Origin of the sequence: Streptomyces rubiginosohelvolus (assembly GCF_014649875.1) — a bacterium.
In the GTDB taxonomy this organism is placed as follows: domain Bacteria; phylum Actinomycetota; class Actinomycetes; order Streptomycetales; family Streptomycetaceae; genus Streptomyces; species Streptomyces rubiginosohelvolus.
Window position 1 is genome coordinate 17,098 of sequence record NZ_BMTW01000025.1, and the last position, 14,947, is coordinate 32,044.

The 14,947-nt window shown below is 73.1% G+C and carries 13 protein-coding genes; 7 read left to right on the forward strand and 6 right to left on the reverse strand.

Features of this window, described 5'->3' with window-relative positions; translation table 11 throughout:
* Window positions 1–85 precede the first annotated feature (85 nt).
* The 3 genes from IE134_RS32960 (at window position 86) to IE134_RS32970 (ending at window position 2,738) form a co-directional block, all read left to right on the forward strand.
* A complete protein-coding gene (locus IE134_RS32960; protein WP_006128683.1) occupies window positions 86–619 on the forward strand; it encodes an O-acetyl-ADP-ribose deacetylase in 534 nt (177 codons plus the stop codon).
* Window positions 620–730: 111 nt separating this feature from the next.
* Window positions 731–2,203: an AlkA N-terminal domain-containing protein gene (locus IE134_RS32965; protein WP_030722247.1), complete on the forward strand. Its 1,473-nt coding sequence runs from the start codon at window positions 731–733 to the stop codon at window positions 2,201–2,203.
* A 13-nt stretch (window positions 2,204–2,216) separates the two neighbouring features.
* On the forward strand, window positions 2,217–2,738 hold the full coding sequence (locus tag IE134_RS32970) for a methylated-DNA--[protein]-cysteine S-methyltransferase (protein ID WP_189432671.1): 522 nt from the start codon (window positions 2,217–2,219) through the stop codon (window positions 2,736–2,738).
* An 80-nt stretch (window positions 2,739–2,818) separates the two neighbouring features.
* On the opposite strand, the gene IE134_RS32975 is transcribed toward IE134_RS32970, so the two are convergent.
* Complete coding sequence (locus IE134_RS32975; protein ID WP_030722252.1) at window positions 2,819–3,403, reverse strand: TMEM165/GDT1 family protein; 585 nt, start codon at window positions 3,401–3,403, stop codon at window positions 2,819–2,821.
* A 381-nt stretch (window positions 3,404–3,784) separates the two neighbouring features.
* On the opposite strand from IE134_RS32975, the gene IE134_RS32980 reads away from it, so the two are divergent.
* Window positions 3,785–4,189 (forward strand): (2Fe-2S) ferredoxin domain-containing protein, encoded by a 405-nt coding sequence (locus IE134_RS32980; RefSeq protein WP_030722255.1) that lies wholly within the window; start codon window positions 3,785–3,787, stop codon window positions 4,187–4,189.
* Window positions 4,190–4,211: 22 nt separating this feature from the next.
* Here IE134_RS32980 and IE134_RS32985 read toward each other — a convergent pair whose 3' ends face one another.
* Both IE134_RS32985 and IE134_RS32990 read right to left on the reverse strand, forming a co-directional pair.
* Complete coding sequence (locus IE134_RS32985; protein WP_030722258.1) at window positions 4,212–6,119, reverse strand: helix-turn-helix domain-containing protein; 1,908 nt, start codon at window positions 6,117–6,119, stop codon at window positions 4,212–4,214.
* Window positions 6,120–6,215: 96 nt separating this feature from the next.
* Entirely contained in the window at window positions 6,216–7,604 is a 1,389-nt protein-coding gene (locus IE134_RS32990; protein ID WP_030722261.1) for an MFS transporter, read from the reverse strand.
* Between the two features lie 195 nt (window positions 7,605–7,799).
* Between IE134_RS32990 and IE134_RS32995 the strand changes: the two genes are divergently transcribed.
* Complete coding sequence (locus IE134_RS32995; RefSeq protein WP_189432673.1) at window positions 7,800–8,390, forward strand: TetR/AcrR family transcriptional regulator; 591 nt, start codon at window positions 7,800–7,802, stop codon at window positions 8,388–8,390.
* 25 nt (window positions 8,391–8,415) lie between these two features.
* On the opposite strand, the gene IE134_RS33000 is transcribed toward IE134_RS32995, so the two are convergent.
* Window positions 8,416–9,444, reverse strand: a complete 1,029-nt coding sequence (locus IE134_RS33000; protein WP_189432675.1) for an SMP-30/gluconolactonase/LRE family protein — start codon at window positions 9,442–9,444, stop codon at window positions 8,416–8,418.
* A 189-nt stretch (window positions 9,445–9,633) separates the two neighbouring features.
* On the opposite strand from IE134_RS33000, the gene IE134_RS33005 reads away from it, so the two are divergent.
* Together IE134_RS33005 and IE134_RS33010 are read left to right on the forward strand one after the other, a co-directional pair.
* Complete coding sequence (locus tag IE134_RS33005; RefSeq protein ID WP_030722271.1) at window positions 9,634–11,442, forward strand: flavin-containing monooxygenase; 1,809 nt, start codon at window positions 9,634–9,636, stop codon at window positions 11,440–11,442.
* A 57-nt stretch (window positions 11,443–11,499) separates the two neighbouring features.
* Window positions 11,500–12,288: an SDR family NAD(P)-dependent oxidoreductase gene (locus IE134_RS33010; RefSeq protein ID WP_030722275.1), complete on the forward strand. Its 789-nt coding sequence runs from the start codon at window positions 11,500–11,502 to the stop codon at window positions 12,286–12,288.
* Window positions 12,289–12,317: 29 nt separating this feature from the next.
* Here the strand turns inward: IE134_RS33010 and IE134_RS33015 are convergent, their stop codons facing one another.
* Both IE134_RS33015 and IE134_RS33020 read right to left on the reverse strand, forming a co-directional pair.
* On the reverse strand, window positions 12,318–13,127 hold the full coding sequence (locus IE134_RS33015) for an SAM-dependent methyltransferase (protein WP_030722278.1): 810 nt from the start codon (window positions 13,125–13,127) through the stop codon (window positions 12,318–12,320).
* A gap of 88 nt (window positions 13,128–13,215) precedes the next feature.
* Entirely contained in the window at window positions 13,216–14,910 is a 1,695-nt protein-coding gene (locus tag IE134_RS33020; protein ID WP_229823825.1) for a PP2C family protein-serine/threonine phosphatase, read from the reverse strand.
* Between the last annotated feature and the right edge of the window lie 37 nt (window positions 14,911–14,947).

Here is a 14,947-nt window from a genome sequence, read left to right on the forward strand (position 1 = left end):
CCCGGCCCGGAGCGCACGGCGGGTCCGCCCGGTGGGTCGCCCCGACCGGGCGGCGAAGGCGCCCGGCGCGCGGCATGATGTCCGCATGAGCACCTCTGTCTCTCCCGCCGTACGTCTGGTCCGCGGCGACATCACCGACCAGTCCGTCGACGTCATCGTCAACGCGGCGAACTCCTCGCTGCTCGGCGGCGGCGGAGTCGACGGCGCCATCCACCGGCGCGGCGGACCCGACATCCTCGCCGCCTGCCGTGAACTGCGCGCCTCCCAGTACGGAAAGGGGTTGCCCACCGGGCAGGCCGTCGCCACCACCGCCGGACGCCTCGACGCGCAGTGGATCGTGCACACGGTCGGCCCGGTCTTCTCCGGCGCCCAGGACCGCTCGGCTCTGCTGGCCTCCTGTTACCGGGAATCCCTGCGCCTGGCCGCCGAGTTGGGGGCCAAGTCCATCGCGTTCCCGGCGATCTCCACCGGTATCTACGGCTGGCCGATGGACGACGGGGCCCGGATCGCGGTGCGCACGGTCCTGGCGGAGACCGTGGAGCCGGTCGAGGAGGTGCGCTTCGTGCTCTTCGACGCGCACGCGTACGTGGAGTTCGAGGAAGTCCTCGCGATGCGCTGACACCGCGCCCGGCGGCTGCCACGAAGGTGCGAACGGCTGTCGGATTCCCGCGCGAGCTCCGTGTCGGATTTCCGCCAGCCAAGCCCCTGACCGGTGCACCATCCTGGAACCATGCACACCGACACCGAGCGCTGCGTGCGGGCCGTCCGGTCGAAGGACGCCCGTTTCGACGGCTGGTTCTTCACCGCGGTCCTCACCACCCGGATCTACTGCCGCCCCAGCTGCCCCGTCGTGCCGCCCAAGACCCGCAACATGACCTTCTACCCGAGCGCCGCCGCCTGCCAGCAGGCCGGATTCCGGGCCTGCAAGCGGTGCCGCCCCGACACCAGCCCCGGGTCCCCGGAGTGGAACGCCCGCGCCGACTCGGTCGCCCGCGCCATGCGCCTCATCCGGGACGGGGTCGTCGACCGCGAGGGCGTGCCCGGGCTCGCCGCCCGGCTCGGCTACTCCGCCCGCCAGATCGAACGCCAGCTGCTGGCCGAGCTGGGCGCCGGACCGCTGGCCCTGGCCCGCGCCCAGCGGGCACAGACCGCGCGCCTCCTCATCGAGACCACCGAACTGCCCATGGCCCAGGTGGCGTTCGCCGCCGGCTTCTCCTCGATCCGCACCTTCAACGAGACGGTCCGCGAGGTCTTCGCCCTGGCCCCCGGCGACCTGCGCACCCGCGCCGCCCGGGGCCCACGGACCACCGCCGTACCGGGCGTCATCGCGCTCCGCCTGCCGTACCGGGCCCCGCTCAACCCCAGCAACCTCTTCGGCCACCTCGCCGCGACCGCGGTCCCCGGCGTCGAGGAGTGGCGCGACGGCGCGTACCGGCGCACGCTGACCCTCCCGTACGGGCACGGCGTCGTCGCCCTGACCCCGAAATCCGACCACATCGCCTGCCGGCTCTCCCTCACCGACCCCCGCGACCTCACCCGGGCCATCAGCCGCTGCCGCTGGCTCCTCGACCTGGACGCGGACCCGGTCGCCGTCGACGCCCAGCTGCGCACCGACCCGCTGCTGGCCCCGCTGGTCGACGCGGGGCCCGGCCGCCGGGTACCGCGCACCGTGGACGGCGCGGAGTTCGCCGTACGCGCGGTGCTCGGCCAGCAGGTCTCCACCGCCGCCGCCCGCACCCACGCGGCCCGGCTGGTCACGGCCCACGGTGTCCCGGTCGACGACCCCGAGGGCGGGCTCACCCACCTCTTCCCGACCCCCCGGGCGCTCACGGACCTCGACCCGGAAACCCTCGCGCTGCCCCGGACCCGCCGCACCACCCTCACCACGCTCGTCGCCGCCCTCGCGGAGGACCGGCTGCGGCTCGACACCGACACCGACTGGGAGCGGGCCCGCGCCGAACTGGCCGCACTGCCCGGCTTCGGCCCCTGGACCGTCGAGTCCATCGCCATGCGGTCCCTCGGCGACCCCGACGCCTTCCTCCCCACCGACCTCGGCATCCGCCGCGCCGCCGAACGGCTCGGCCTGCGGGCCACCCCCGCCGCCCTCACCGCACGGGCCGTCGACTGGCGCCCCTGGCGGGCGTACGCCGTGCAGTACCTCTGGACGGTGGACGACCACCCCATCAACCACCTGCCCGCCTGAAGGAGGCCCCGCCATGACCACCACGACACCGGCCAAGCAGCACACCGTCGTCGACAGCCCCTACGGCCCGCTGACACTCGTCGCCACCGACGGCGTCCTCTCGGCCCTCTACATGACCGACCAGCGCCACCGCCCGCCCGAGGAGACCTTCGGCGTACCGGACCCGGAGCCCTTCGGCGAGGTGATCCGGCAGCTCGGCGAGTACTTCACGGGCGACCGCACCACCTTCGACCTCCCGCTGAACGTCGCGGGCACCCCGTTCCAGCGGAGCGTCTGGGCGGAGCTGCTGAGGATCCCGTACGGCGAGACCCGGACGTACGGCGAACTGGCCGAGGAACTCGGCAAGCCGGGCGCCTCGCGGGCCGTCGGCCTGGCCAACGGCAAGAACCCGGTCGGGATCATCGTCCCGTGCCACCGCGTGATCGGCGCCTCCGGGAGCCTCACCGGATACGGCGGCGGCCTGGACCGCAAGCAGCGGCTGCTCGCCTTCGAGAGCGGCGGGACGGAGGAGGACGGCGTTCAGGTTCTCTTCTGAGACAGCGCGGGCCGGGGGAGTGCCGCAGACCGACACGCCCCCGGCCCGCCCGCGCTGTCCCGGCCGGTGACCCGAGCCGCTCAGCCGGTGAAGATCTCCACCGCCGTCCAGATGGCGAGGCCCAGCATGCAGAGGCCGCCGATGCGCTGCACGGTCTTCAGCGGTACGCGCTTCGCGATGAACTTCCCCGCCAGCAGCGCCAGGGCCGACACCGACATCAGGGCGGCGGCCGAACCGATCGCCGTGGACCAGGTGCCGTTGCTCGCCGCGAGGTTGGCGGTGGTGATCTGTGTCAGATCGCCCCACTCGCTGATGAAGACCGCCATGAACGCGGTCGAGTAGACCGGCCAGAAACCGGTCACCGTCTTCACCTCGGTCTCGTCATCGTCATCCCCGCCGCTGCCGCGCAGCAGGAGGAACGCGCCGAGCGCGAAGAGCGAGGCCGAGACGAGCTTGACGATCCAGTCGGGCAGCAGCCCGATCAGGCTGCCCGCACCGACGGCGATGGCGACGTGCACGATGAACGCGGACGACGTGCCGAACCACACGTAGAGCGGGCGCATCCGCGTGCCCATGGCCAGCGAGGCGAACATCGTCTTGTCGGGGAGCTCCGCGAGGAAGATCAGCCCGAAGGCGGTGAGGATCGCCAGGAGGTCGAGATGCATTCCGGGTGGCTTTCTGTGCGAGCCGGGCCCCGGATCTTCGCGAAGCGCCGCACGGGCTTTTCGGAGGACCACTCGGCCCGGCATGACGGCAGCGCCCACAGGGCGTGGGCGTGTCATACAGGACCGAAGGTCTCGCCCGCCCGGGAATCCCTCTCAGGATCCACGAGCCCGGCCACCGGGAACCCGAGGGCTCCAGTGTGTCGACGACCGGTTTGCGGGGCTACTCCCCTTCGCAGCCGTCAACGATACCCCACCCGGCCCGGCGAGGGTGCTGGTGTTCGAACCGCGGACGCCTCGGTAGAGTCGTGGTGATCACCGGGACCGGCGGTGGTCCTCAGCTGAGATCACCCCTCACCCCTCTCCGCGACGGGAAGTGCCCCGATGAGCCGCCGCTCCCGCAAGGACGTGCCCGCCCAGGGCACCGGCCGCCCCACCGTCAGCGTCTGCCGGGGCTGCTGCTGCGGCACCGAGAAGATCCCGGGCGTCGACCACGCGGCCCAACTGGCCCGGCTGCGCTCCGGTCTGGAAGGCGCCGCCACCGTACGGGCGGTCGAGTGCCTGGACGCCTGCGAGCAGGGCAACGTGATCGTCGTGCAGCCCTCCGCCGAGGGGCGCAGGGCCGGGGGCCGGCCGGTCTGGCTGGGCCTGGTCAACGACGAGCACGCCGAGCAGGACATCGTGACCTGGGCGGCCGCGGGCGGCCCGGGACTCGCGGACGCGCCGGACATCCTCGACCTGTACGTCTTCAAGCCCTCGCGGCGGGTCTCGGCGGGCCTGGACGGCTGAGACCCTTCCCGCCCGGAGGCTCTTAGGGGCGCGGGCCCTGTGTCAGCCGGTGGAGCCGCAGGGCGAGCTGGATCTCCAGCGTGCGGGCGGGCGCGTTCCAGTCCGGGCCCAGGAGCCGGCCGATGCGCTCCAGCCGCTGCACCACCGTGTTCACATGCACGTGGAGCAGCGTCTTGGTCCGGGTCAGGCTCGCGCCCTCGGCGAAATAGGCGTCCAGCGTCGTGACCAGGTCGGTGCCGCGCCGGCTGTCGTAGTCGAGCACGGGCCCCAGCGTCCGTTGGACATAGCCTCCCAGGTCCGCCTGGTCGCCCAGCAGTACGCCGATGAAGCCCAGGTCCGCGACGGCCCCGCCGCTCCCGGTGCGGCCGAGGGCCCGCAGTGCGGAGAGGCAGCGGTCGGCCTCGCGGTGCGCGTCGGGCAGCTCGGCCGGACCCGTCGCCGGGCCCGCCGCGCCCACCGTGACCGGGAAGCCGACCGCCTGGCCCAGCTCGGCGGCGAGCGTCTGCGCGGACGGACCCGGTGCGTCCGACGGCGCGACCAGGACGACGTGGTCGTGGTGGAGCCCGGCCAGACCGTTGAGGGCCTGCGCGGTGCGCGCGGACGCGGCCAGCAGCCGGTGGCGGGGGGCCACCTCGCTGTGGGCGACGAACACGCTGTGGCGGCGGTTCAGGTTGACGCCGAGGCGGCGGGCGCGCGCCGCGAGGGTGCCCGGGTCGCCGGTGCGCGCGAGCAGATCGCCCAGCAGCTCTCCCCGTACCCGGTCCTCCGTCTCGGCGACCGAGCGGCGCAGCAGCATGAGCAGCGCGGTGACGACGCTGGCCCGCTCGAACAGCAGCCGGTCGGCGTCCGCGAGCCCGGCCCGGCCGGTCAGGGCGATGGAGCCGAGGAGCTCGGGCCCGGCGAGGACGGCGCAGACCCAGGTGCCGTCCAGCGGCACCGCCCGCCCCCGGGCCCGGGAGGCCGACACCGCCGGGATCGGCTGCGGCAGCGGCTCGGCGCGCGCCCGGGCCAGCTCCGCGCCGTCCGCGTCATGGATGAGGATCCCGCCGTCCAGGATGTCGGCGAGCGCCGCCGCCACGTCGTCGGCCCCGCCGCCCTGGAGCACCAGGTCGGTGAGCTGGTCGTGGGCCTCCTCGGCGCGGCGCATCGCCTCGCTGTGGGTCCGGATGGTCTCCGACGCGGCGTTCAGGTCGACCAGCGCGGCCCGGGTCTCCTCCAGCAGCCGGGCCCCGTCGATGGCGATCGCGGCGTGGTCGGCCAGGGAGGACAGCAGCGCCACCTCGGTCGCGGTGAACTCGCGGGGCGACCGGTCGGCCGCGTACAGCACCCCGATGATGCGGGCGCCGAGGCGCAGAGGGACGCCGAGGATCGCCCGCAGGCCCTCGTCCAGGACCGCGCTGTCGATGGTGGTCGTGTGGTGGAAGCGGGTGTCGGCCTGGTAGTCCCCGGTCGCGTACGGGCGGGCGGTCTGGGCCACGAGTCCGCCCAGGCCCTCGCCCATGCCGAGGCGCACCCGCTGGAACGCCTCGGCCACCGAACCGTCGGTGACCCGCATGTACGTGTCGCCCGCGGCGTCGTCGTTGAGCGAGAGATAGGTGACGTCGGTGCCGAGCAGCAGCTTCGCCCGGTGGACGATGGCCCGCAGCACGGCGTCCAGGTCCCGCAGGGCCGCCAGGTCGCTGGCCGTGTCGAACAGGGCGGTGAGCTGCGCCTCGCGCACCCGGTGCTGGCCGAGCGTGCGCCGGATGCGCAGCGCCACGGCGGCGGCCTCGGTGATCTCGGCCAGCTCGGCGGCGGAGGCCCCCGCCTGCCGGGCGTCGGCGGCCGGCCGGTCGAACTCCTCGGCCGCCGCACCCTGCGCCAGCAGGTCGAGAAGGAGCCGCAGGGCGGGCGCGGAGTGCTGGGCGGGGCGTGTCACGCCGGTGAGCATACGGTGATCGCCTCCCGGAGAGGTGAGGGCCGGGCAACGGACGAGCCCTCCCGCACACCGCGTACGAAGCGGTCCGGCGCGCGGGAGGGCGGGAGATCAACGGCCGAGGGGGACCGAGTCCTTGACGGTCGCGTCCGGCGCGGCCGGGACGGAACGGTCCAGCCCGTCCTTCGTCAGGTCGCGGCCGCGGGTCTCCCTGGCCACCCAGACCGTCACCGCGGTGACCAGGGAGGCGAAACAGAGATAGACGGAGATCGGGAACGACGACTCGTAGTCCTTGAGCAGTTCGACCGCGATCAGCGGGGCGAGCGCGCCACCGATGATCGAGGCCAGCTGGGAGCCCATCGAGGCGCCGGAGTAGCGGACCTTCGTGTCGAACAGCTCCGAGATGAACGCCGCCTGCGGACCGTACATCGCGCCGTGCAGCAGCAGTCCGAGGGTGACCGCGAGGACGATGACGGGGAACGACTTGGTGTCCAGGAGCGCGAAGAACCCGAACGCCCAGGCCGCCATGCCGACCGCGCCGATCAGGGTGACCGGGCGGCGGCCCAGCCGGTCCGAGAGCGCACCCCACAGCGGGATGGTGACGAAGTGCACCGCGGAGCCGATCAGGACGGCGTTCAGGGCGTCGCTCTTGGACATCTCCAGGTGCACGGTCACGTAGACGAGCAGGAAGGCGGTGAGGATGTAGTACGAGATGTTCTCGCCGAAGCGCGTGCCGATCGCGAGGAGCACCTCGCGCCAGCTCTTGCGGAACACCTCGACGACCGGGGGCTGTTCCTTCTCGCCCCGGTCGGCCGCCTCGGCCGACTTGCGCTGCGCCTCCAGGAACACCGGGGACTCCTCGACCGAGATCCGGATCCACAGGCCGATCATGACGAGGACGCCGGACAGCAGGAACGGGATGCGCCAGCCCCAGGCGAGGAACGCCTCGTCGGACTGGACGGCCGCGAGCAGCGCCAGGACGCCGGTCGCCAGCAGATTGCCGCCGGGCGCACCGGACTGCGGCCAGGAGGCCCAGAAGCCGCGCCGTTCGTCGCCGCCGTGCTCGGAGACGAGCAGCACCGCGCCGCCCCACTCGCCGCCCAGCGCGAAGCCCTGCACCAGGCGCAGGACGGTCAGCAGGATCGGCGCCCACACCCCGATGCTCGCATGGGTGGGCAGCAGACCCATGGCGAAGGTCGCGCCGCCCATCATGAGCAGGCTGAGCACGAGCAGCTTCTTGCGGCCGATCTTGTCGCCGTAGTGGCCGAAGACGATGCCGCCGAGGGGACGGGCGGCGAAGCCGACCGCGTACGTCAGGAACGCGAGGAGCGTGCCGACCAGCGGATCGCTGCTGGGGAAGAAGAGCGAGTTGAACACGAGGGCGGCGGCCGAGCCGTAGAGGAAGAAGTCGTACCACTCGATGGTGGTGCCGACGAGGCTGGCCGCGACGATGCGCCTGATGGATCCTGATGACTTCGGGGAGGGAGTTGCGGCGACCATGTGCACCACTTCCAGGCGTGTGCGGGGACGATTCGGTGTCGCCATACCGTAGAAACACGCAGTTCAGAGGCGTATATGGCGGAACACCATAGTTATGGGCGCGAGAGTGAGTGCCTCCACCATGGCGATGCCGTCCCGGCGCCGTCGGCGAGGCCGCGGCGGAGGCCGGGCGGGGCCCGCCGGTAGGCTGCCGGGGTGGTGGAGCACAGCGAGCAGCACGGGCGACGGCCCGCGAACGACGGGCCGAAGGCCGCCGCCCGGAACCGGTCCGCTCTCGTCACCGCCGCCCGGGAGGTCTTCGCGGAGCACGGCCTGGAAGCCCCGCTCTCGGCGATAGCGCGCCGGGCCGGGGTCGGGCAGGGCGTTCTCTACCGGCACTTCCCCGACCGGGCCGCGGCGGTCGCCGCGGTCCTGGAGGAGAACGTGCGGCAGATCGAGCAGGAGGCGGCGGTCCGGGACGCGACGTTCGCCGGGGTGCTCGGGGTGCTGACGTGGCATCTCGCGGACTCGGCGGCCTTCATCGGCCTCCTCCACGCCGAACGGGTCGGCAGCCGCTCGGGCATCCGCCGTCACGTCCTCGGCCTGTCCGAGCGGGTGGAGCGCGCCCTGCGGCGGCACCTCCCCGCCGAGCACCGGCTGAGCGGCGGGGAGGATCTCGCGCTCGCCGTAGCCATGGTCTCCGCAGCGGTGATCGGCCCGACCCGCGCGGAGCGCGAACTCCGGGCGCTGGCCGCCTGGCGGCTGCTCGGCGTCGAGGTGGGACCGGTACGCGCCGTCGGCGAGTGACGAGGGGCCGCACCGACGGACGCGCTCAGCCGCCGTTGGACTGGCGGGTGCCCTCGGCGAGTGCGTCGAAGGTGTAGAGGTAGCCCCCGGCGGGGCCGCTCACCGTCAGGTACGCCCGCGTCCCGCCGGGCGTGATGGCCACGTTCGTCGCCGACTCCAGGCCCTTGGCGTGCGCGGGCAGTTCGACCGTCGCCAGCCGTTCACCGTGCGGGCTGAAGACGGCCATGGCCGGCCGGCCGTGCAGCCCCTGGTAGAGGTTGCCGTCCGCGTCCACCGCGAGCGAGTCGGTCTGGGCGATGCCTCCGTCCACGCGGATGGCGGTGTGCCGGGAGGTCACCGCGCCCGCCTCGTCGAGGCGCAGGTAGGAGATCCGGTTCTCGGTGAGCTCGCTGAACCAGAGCCCCCGGTAGTCGGCGTCGAAGCTGATCCCGTTCGGCGCGGCCAGGTCGTCGGCCAGCACGGTGGCCTCGCCGCTCTTCCGGTCGATCCGGACCACCCGCCCGCGCGCCGTGCCCTCGGACAGGCCGCGTGAGTCGCTGACGTACAGATTGCCCCGCTGGTCGAAGGCGATGTCGTCGGGGTTCATCGGCTCTCCGTCGACATCGCCGGAGAAGACGGTCCGCGGGTCGCCGCCGCCGGGGGCCAGGCTCACGATCTCGCCGTGCGCGAAGTCGCTGAGGTGGAGCCGTCCGTCGTACGGGCTGAACTGGGCCGAGGTGTAGGCCCCTCGGCCGTCCGTGTGGACCGACCGGGAGGTCTTCCGCCGGACGTCGACGCGCATGACCTTGGGCTCGCCCTCGGGTGCGGTGACGTCGACGACGTACAGGCCGCCGTCCTCGCCGAACACCGGCCCCTCCAGCAGGGTCATCCCCGTCTCGCCGTGCACCTCGGTCAGGTGCATGAACTGCTGGGCCCGGATCGTCCGGCTTCCGGATGCGGAGCCCGTCTCCCCTCCGGGCGTGCCGCTCTGGGTGCCGCAACCGGTGAGGATCAGCGCGCCGAGGGTGGCGAGCACGGAAAGGGGCCGGGCCGTTCGTCGCTGCGTGAGCCGCATGAGGGGATCGCTCTTCCTGTCCACGGGGCGGGGTGGGGCCGGAAGCGCGGAGTACGGGGCCGGGGGAGCACCCCGGCCGGGCAGCGCCGGACTGCCGGACACCAACCGGACAGTGTTGTCCGGTAGTTGCTACCGTAGCGGACGGCGGCCCGCCCCGGGCTGCTCCACCGCACGGATCGAGGACCCCCCATGACGACTCCTCACACCCCGGACCCCCACGAGCTCGCCGCCCTGCGCGAGCGCTACCGCCTCGAACGGGAACGGCGCGTCCGTCCCGACGGCGCGGCCCAGTACCGGGACGCCGACGCCGAGTTCGGCTACTACGCGGCCGATCCGTACACGGAAGGACCGGCGGAACGCGCCCCCCTCCACGACCTCGTCGACGTCGCCGTCATGGGCGGCGGGTTCGGCGGCATCCTCACCGGGGCCCGCCTGCGGCAGCAGGGGGTGGGCCGGGTCCGGATCGTCGAGAAGGGCGGCGACTTCGGCGGTACCTGGTACTGGAACCGCTACCCCGGCGTCCACTGCGACGTCGAGTCCCACGTGTATCTGCCGATGCTCGACGAGACCGGGTACGTCCCCGAGTGGAAGTACGCCCCCGGGGACGAGATCCGCCGCCACGCGGTACGGATCGCACGCCGGTTCGACCTCTACGCCGATGCGCTGTTCTCCACCGGAGTCACCGCTCTCACCTGGGACGAGGGGTCGGAGACCTGGCTCGTCTCCACGGATCGCGGTGACGCATTCAGGGCGGCCTACGTCGTCAGCGCCACCGGCACCCTCACCGACCCGAAGCTTCCCGGCATCCCCGGTGTCGAGGACTTCGCGGGCCACACGTTCCACACCTCGCGATGGGACTACGCCTACACCGGCGGCACCCCGGAGGGCGGCATGACCGGTCTCGCGGACAAGCGGGTGGGGATCGTGGGGACCGGCGCCACCGGCATCCAGGCCATCCCGATGCTGGCAGAGGACGCCGGACACCTCTACGTCTTCCAGCGCACCCCCTCCACCGTGGACGAGCGCGCCAACCGCCGTACCGCACCCGAGGATGTGGGCGCCGGCCGCGCGGGCTGGGCCCGCGAACGGCGGGACAACTTCCTGCGCATCGTCTCAGGCGAGAGCGCGGGGCAGGACCTCGTGGCGGACCGCTGGACCACGTCGGCGGGGCTGCTGGAGAAGCTCCTGCCGAGCTTCCGCCGCCACGGCGACCGGCAGACCTTCGAAGCGGCCTACGAGGCGGCCGACGCCGCCAAGATGAACGAGCTGCGCTCCAGGGTCGACCGGTGCGTCACGGACCCGGAGGCGGCGGAGAAGCTCAAGCCCTGGTACCGCTACGCCTGCAAGCGGCCCACCTTCTCCGACCTGTACTACCCGGCGTTCAACCGCGACAACGTCACCCTGGTCGACACCGCCGACACCCACGGCATCGAGCGGGTCACCGAGGACGGGGTCGTCGTCGGCGGCACGGCGTACGCACTGGACTGCCTGATCTTCGCCACCGGCTTCAACGTCGGCACCTCCGGCATCCACTCGGGCCGGCTGCCGGTACGCGGCCGGGGCGGCGTCCCCCTGCTCGACCGGTGGCGGCGGCAGGGCCCCCGTACGCTGCACGGGTTCACGAGCAACGGCTTCCCCAACCTCATCCAGTTGGGGACCCTCCAGAACGCCAGCAGCGTCAACTTCACCCACATCCTGGACGAGCAGGCCGTCCACGCCGCCGCCCTCGTCGCGGCCGCCGAGGCGGACGACGCCCTCATCGAGCCCTCTTCCGCGTCCGAGGACGCCTGGCTCGCCGTCCTGGCCGAAGGCGCTCCCGACCACGAGTGGTTCCACGCCGAGTGCACCCCCGGCTACTACAACCGGGAGGGCCGGGGCAGGCCCAACGGCCCGGTCGCCTATCCGCACGGGGCCGTCGCCTTCCACCAACTCCTGGAGGAGTGGCGGGAGAAGTCCCTGACGGAGGTCCTGCGTTCCCGGACCGTTCCGCGCTCCTGACCCGCCCCGTTCCGCCCCACGCCCGGACAACTCCTCCTCGATCGACAGGACTTCACCATGAACGCAGTCGCATCCGGCAAGGACGCCACCGCCCGCCCGTACCGCGGTGTGATCGTCACCGGGGCCGCCTCCGGCATCGGCCGCGCCGCCGCCCTGGCCTTCGCCGCCCAGGGGGACCACGTCCTGGCCGCCGACCTGGACGCGAGCGGGGTGGAGGAGACCGTGCGGCAGATCACCGCCGCCGGAGGCACCGCGCTGACGGCGGTCGGCGATCTGGCCGAGCAGCGGACGGTGGACTTCCTGGTGGAGCAGGCGGTGGCGGAGTTCGGCGGGATCGACGTCCTGGTCAACAACGCGGGTGTCATGGACCGGATGTCGGCCGCCCACGAGACCGACGACGCCGAGTGGGAGCGGGTGCTGCGGGTCGACCTCACGGCCCCCTTCCTCCTCACCCGTGCCGTCCTTCCCCACATGCTGGCCGCGGGCGGCGGGTCCCTGGTCTTCACCGGCTCCGAGGCCGGCCTGCGCGGCGGTGCCGCCGGAGCCGCGTACACCGCCGCCAAGCACGGGGTCACCGGTCTCGTGAAGAACCTGGCGGTGATGTACCGGGGGCAGGGCATCCGGGCCAACGTCGTCGCGCCGGGCCCCACCGCGACCGGCATCGGCGTCGACGCCCGCCCCGACGCGCACGGCCCCGCCGTCGTCAAGGGCCTCATCGGCGCCGGCATGGGCCGGCTCGGTTCGGCGGACGAGCAGGCCGCCGCCATCGTCTGGCTCGCCTCCGACGCGGCGTCCTTCGTCAACGGTGCCGTGCTGCCCGTGGACGACGGCTGGTCGGCCGTCTGATCCGGCCGGGAGCCCGGTGGCCGCCGGCGTCAGGGCTTCCGGGCGACCGCCCCGTACATGGCGATGTCGCGGCCGTCGATGCCGTCCTGCTCCGGACCGGGGTGCCACGTGTGCACCTGGGCGATCCCCGGCTCCGCCAACTCCAGGCCGTCGAAGAACGAGGCGGCGGTGGGCAGGTCGCGCAGGACGAAGGGCATGCCCTGCCGGCGGTACTCCTCGGCCACCCGGTTGACCTCCTCCGGCGCGAAGTCCGCCGTGCCGATGGTCATCGCGAGATGACTGCCCGACGGCAGCGGGTCCAGCAGGTGCTGGACCAGCCGCCGGTCGTCCGGCGGCTCGATGAAGTGCATGATGCCGATGACCGTGAGACCGACGGGACGGTTCAGATCGATGAGTTCGCGGAACTCCGGGCTGTTCAGGATGGTGTCCGGGTCGTGCATGTTCGCGTCCACGTAGGCGGTGGCGCCCTCGGGCGAACTCTGCAGGAGGGCGCGGGCGTGAGCGAGGACGATGGGGTCGTTGTCGACGTAGACCACGTGCGACTCCGGTGCCACCTCCTGCACGACCTCGTGCAGGTTCGGGGACGTCGGCAGACCGGTCCCGATGTCCAGGAACTGCCGGATGCCGCGTTGCTCCGCGAGGAAGCGGGCGGCGCGGTGCATGAACCGGCGGTTCTCCATCATGTGGACGGGAAGGGCGGGCCAGTGCCGGCACATGGCGTCGCCCGCTTCGATGTCCGCGGGGTAGTGGTCCTTGCCGCCCAGGATGTAGTCGTACACCCGGGCGGAGTGGGCGCGGGAGGTCACGAGTCCGGCTGTGGGGTCGTTCGGCGCGTTCATGCGGTGCTTCTTTCGTCCGAGGACGGCTTCATCGAGGGTAGGGAGACGCTCTTCCGGCCGCAAACGGTGCTGCCGTCGTCCGAGGCGCTCACGCGTCCGGCTCCGCCCGCAGGGCGATGACGGCGATGTCGTCCCGGCGGTGGTGCGGCGAGGGCAGCAGGCCACGGATCAGGGACGGCAGCGCCAGGCCCCGGCGGGCCAGTGCGTCGGAGCGTTCGCGCAGGCGCCGGAGGTTGTCGGCGATGTCCGAGTCCGGCGTCTCCACCAGACCGTCCGTGTAGCACACCAGGATGTCGCCCTTCCGCAGGTCGGCGTGGAGCGTGGTGCGGGACAGACAGTCGGCGACGCACAGCGGCGGGTCCGGGGCCGTGAGGCCGTGCAGGAACCGTGACGGCGCGTCGGCCGGGATCAGCAGGGGCGGCGGGTGGCCGGCGTTGGACAGGGCGATGCGCCAGCCGCCGTGTTCCCGTCGGTGCAGGATCGCGTGCACCACCGTGACCATCGACGGACTGTCGAGCGCCTGGACGATCCGGTCGAGCCGGCTCAGCGTCCGAGCCGGGCTGGCCGCCGGGCCACTGTCGTACGCGAGCCCCCTCAGGATGCTGTTGACCCGTCCCATCGCCGTGGCCGCTTCGAGGTCGTGGCCCGCGATGTCGCCGATGGACAGGGCGAGCGCGTCGGCCGAGAGCCGGACGGCGTCGTACCAGTCCCCGCCGACCTCCGCCGCCGAGTCCGCCGGGTGGTAGAGCGCGGCGATGGCGAGCCCTTCCACGGACGGCGGGGGCGCCAGGAATGACTGCTGGAGCGCGAGCGTCGTGCCGCGGATGCTCTGCAACTCCATCGTCCGGCGCAGCGGCCCGCTCATCTGCTGGAAGACGTCCCGCAGCAGGGAGAGGTCCGCCTCGTCCGGCGGCGGGTTGCCCCGGCAGGTCGCGATGGTCGCCAGCGCGACGGTCCGGCCGTCCACCACCACGGGCAGCAGGGCGACGCCGGTCGCCCCGGCCTCGCGCAGCCACCGGACGGAGATGTCCGAGAGGCCCTCTCCGGTGGGCCCGCCGGGCGGGAAGACCAGCAGCCGCGCCTCCTGGCCCTCGATGGCCCGCCGGGCGACCGGCCCGAGCAGGAAACCGGCGTCCAGGGGCGGAAGGGCGGGCAGCCCGGGGGCGAGCCCCACCCGCTCCGGCAGCGCCGCGGCCGATGCGCCGGAAGGGCCCCCGACGGCCTGGACACCGTCCCGTACGCGGAAGATGGCCACGGCGTCGGCGAGCTCCGGCACCACGGCCGCCGCCGTCGTCAGAAAGGCCTCCGAGAGATCATGGGCCGCGGGTACCGCAGCCATTCTGGCCAGCAGTTTCTCCCGCATACGGCTGCGCCAGTGCTCCTCCGCGTCGGTGGCGGTGCCGACCCACTCCACCTCGCCGTCCCCGTCGACGACGGGCGCGGCGACGATCTTGATGTGGCGGAACCGGTCGAGGACGCCGTCGAGCCGCACCCGCACGATCGTGTCGAGGGGAGAGCGCTGCCGCGTGGCCCCGCGCCAGGCCCGCTGGAACCAGTCCCGGTCCTTGGGGTGCACGGCGTCCATCCACGAGGTGCCGGCGTCGGGGTGCCAGAGCTTCTGGGCGATGCCGCCTCCCGCCAACAGGGTGACCTCGCCGCCGGGCGACATCACCCACACCGACTGCGGCACGGCGCCCATGAGCGCCTGGTACCGCCTGAGGAGACGCTCCTCGTTCACGGCCGGGCCCTCCGCTGCCGGGACCAGGGGATCATCGCCACTCATACTCCGATGATCCCCCGCTTCGGGGACCCCGGCACCC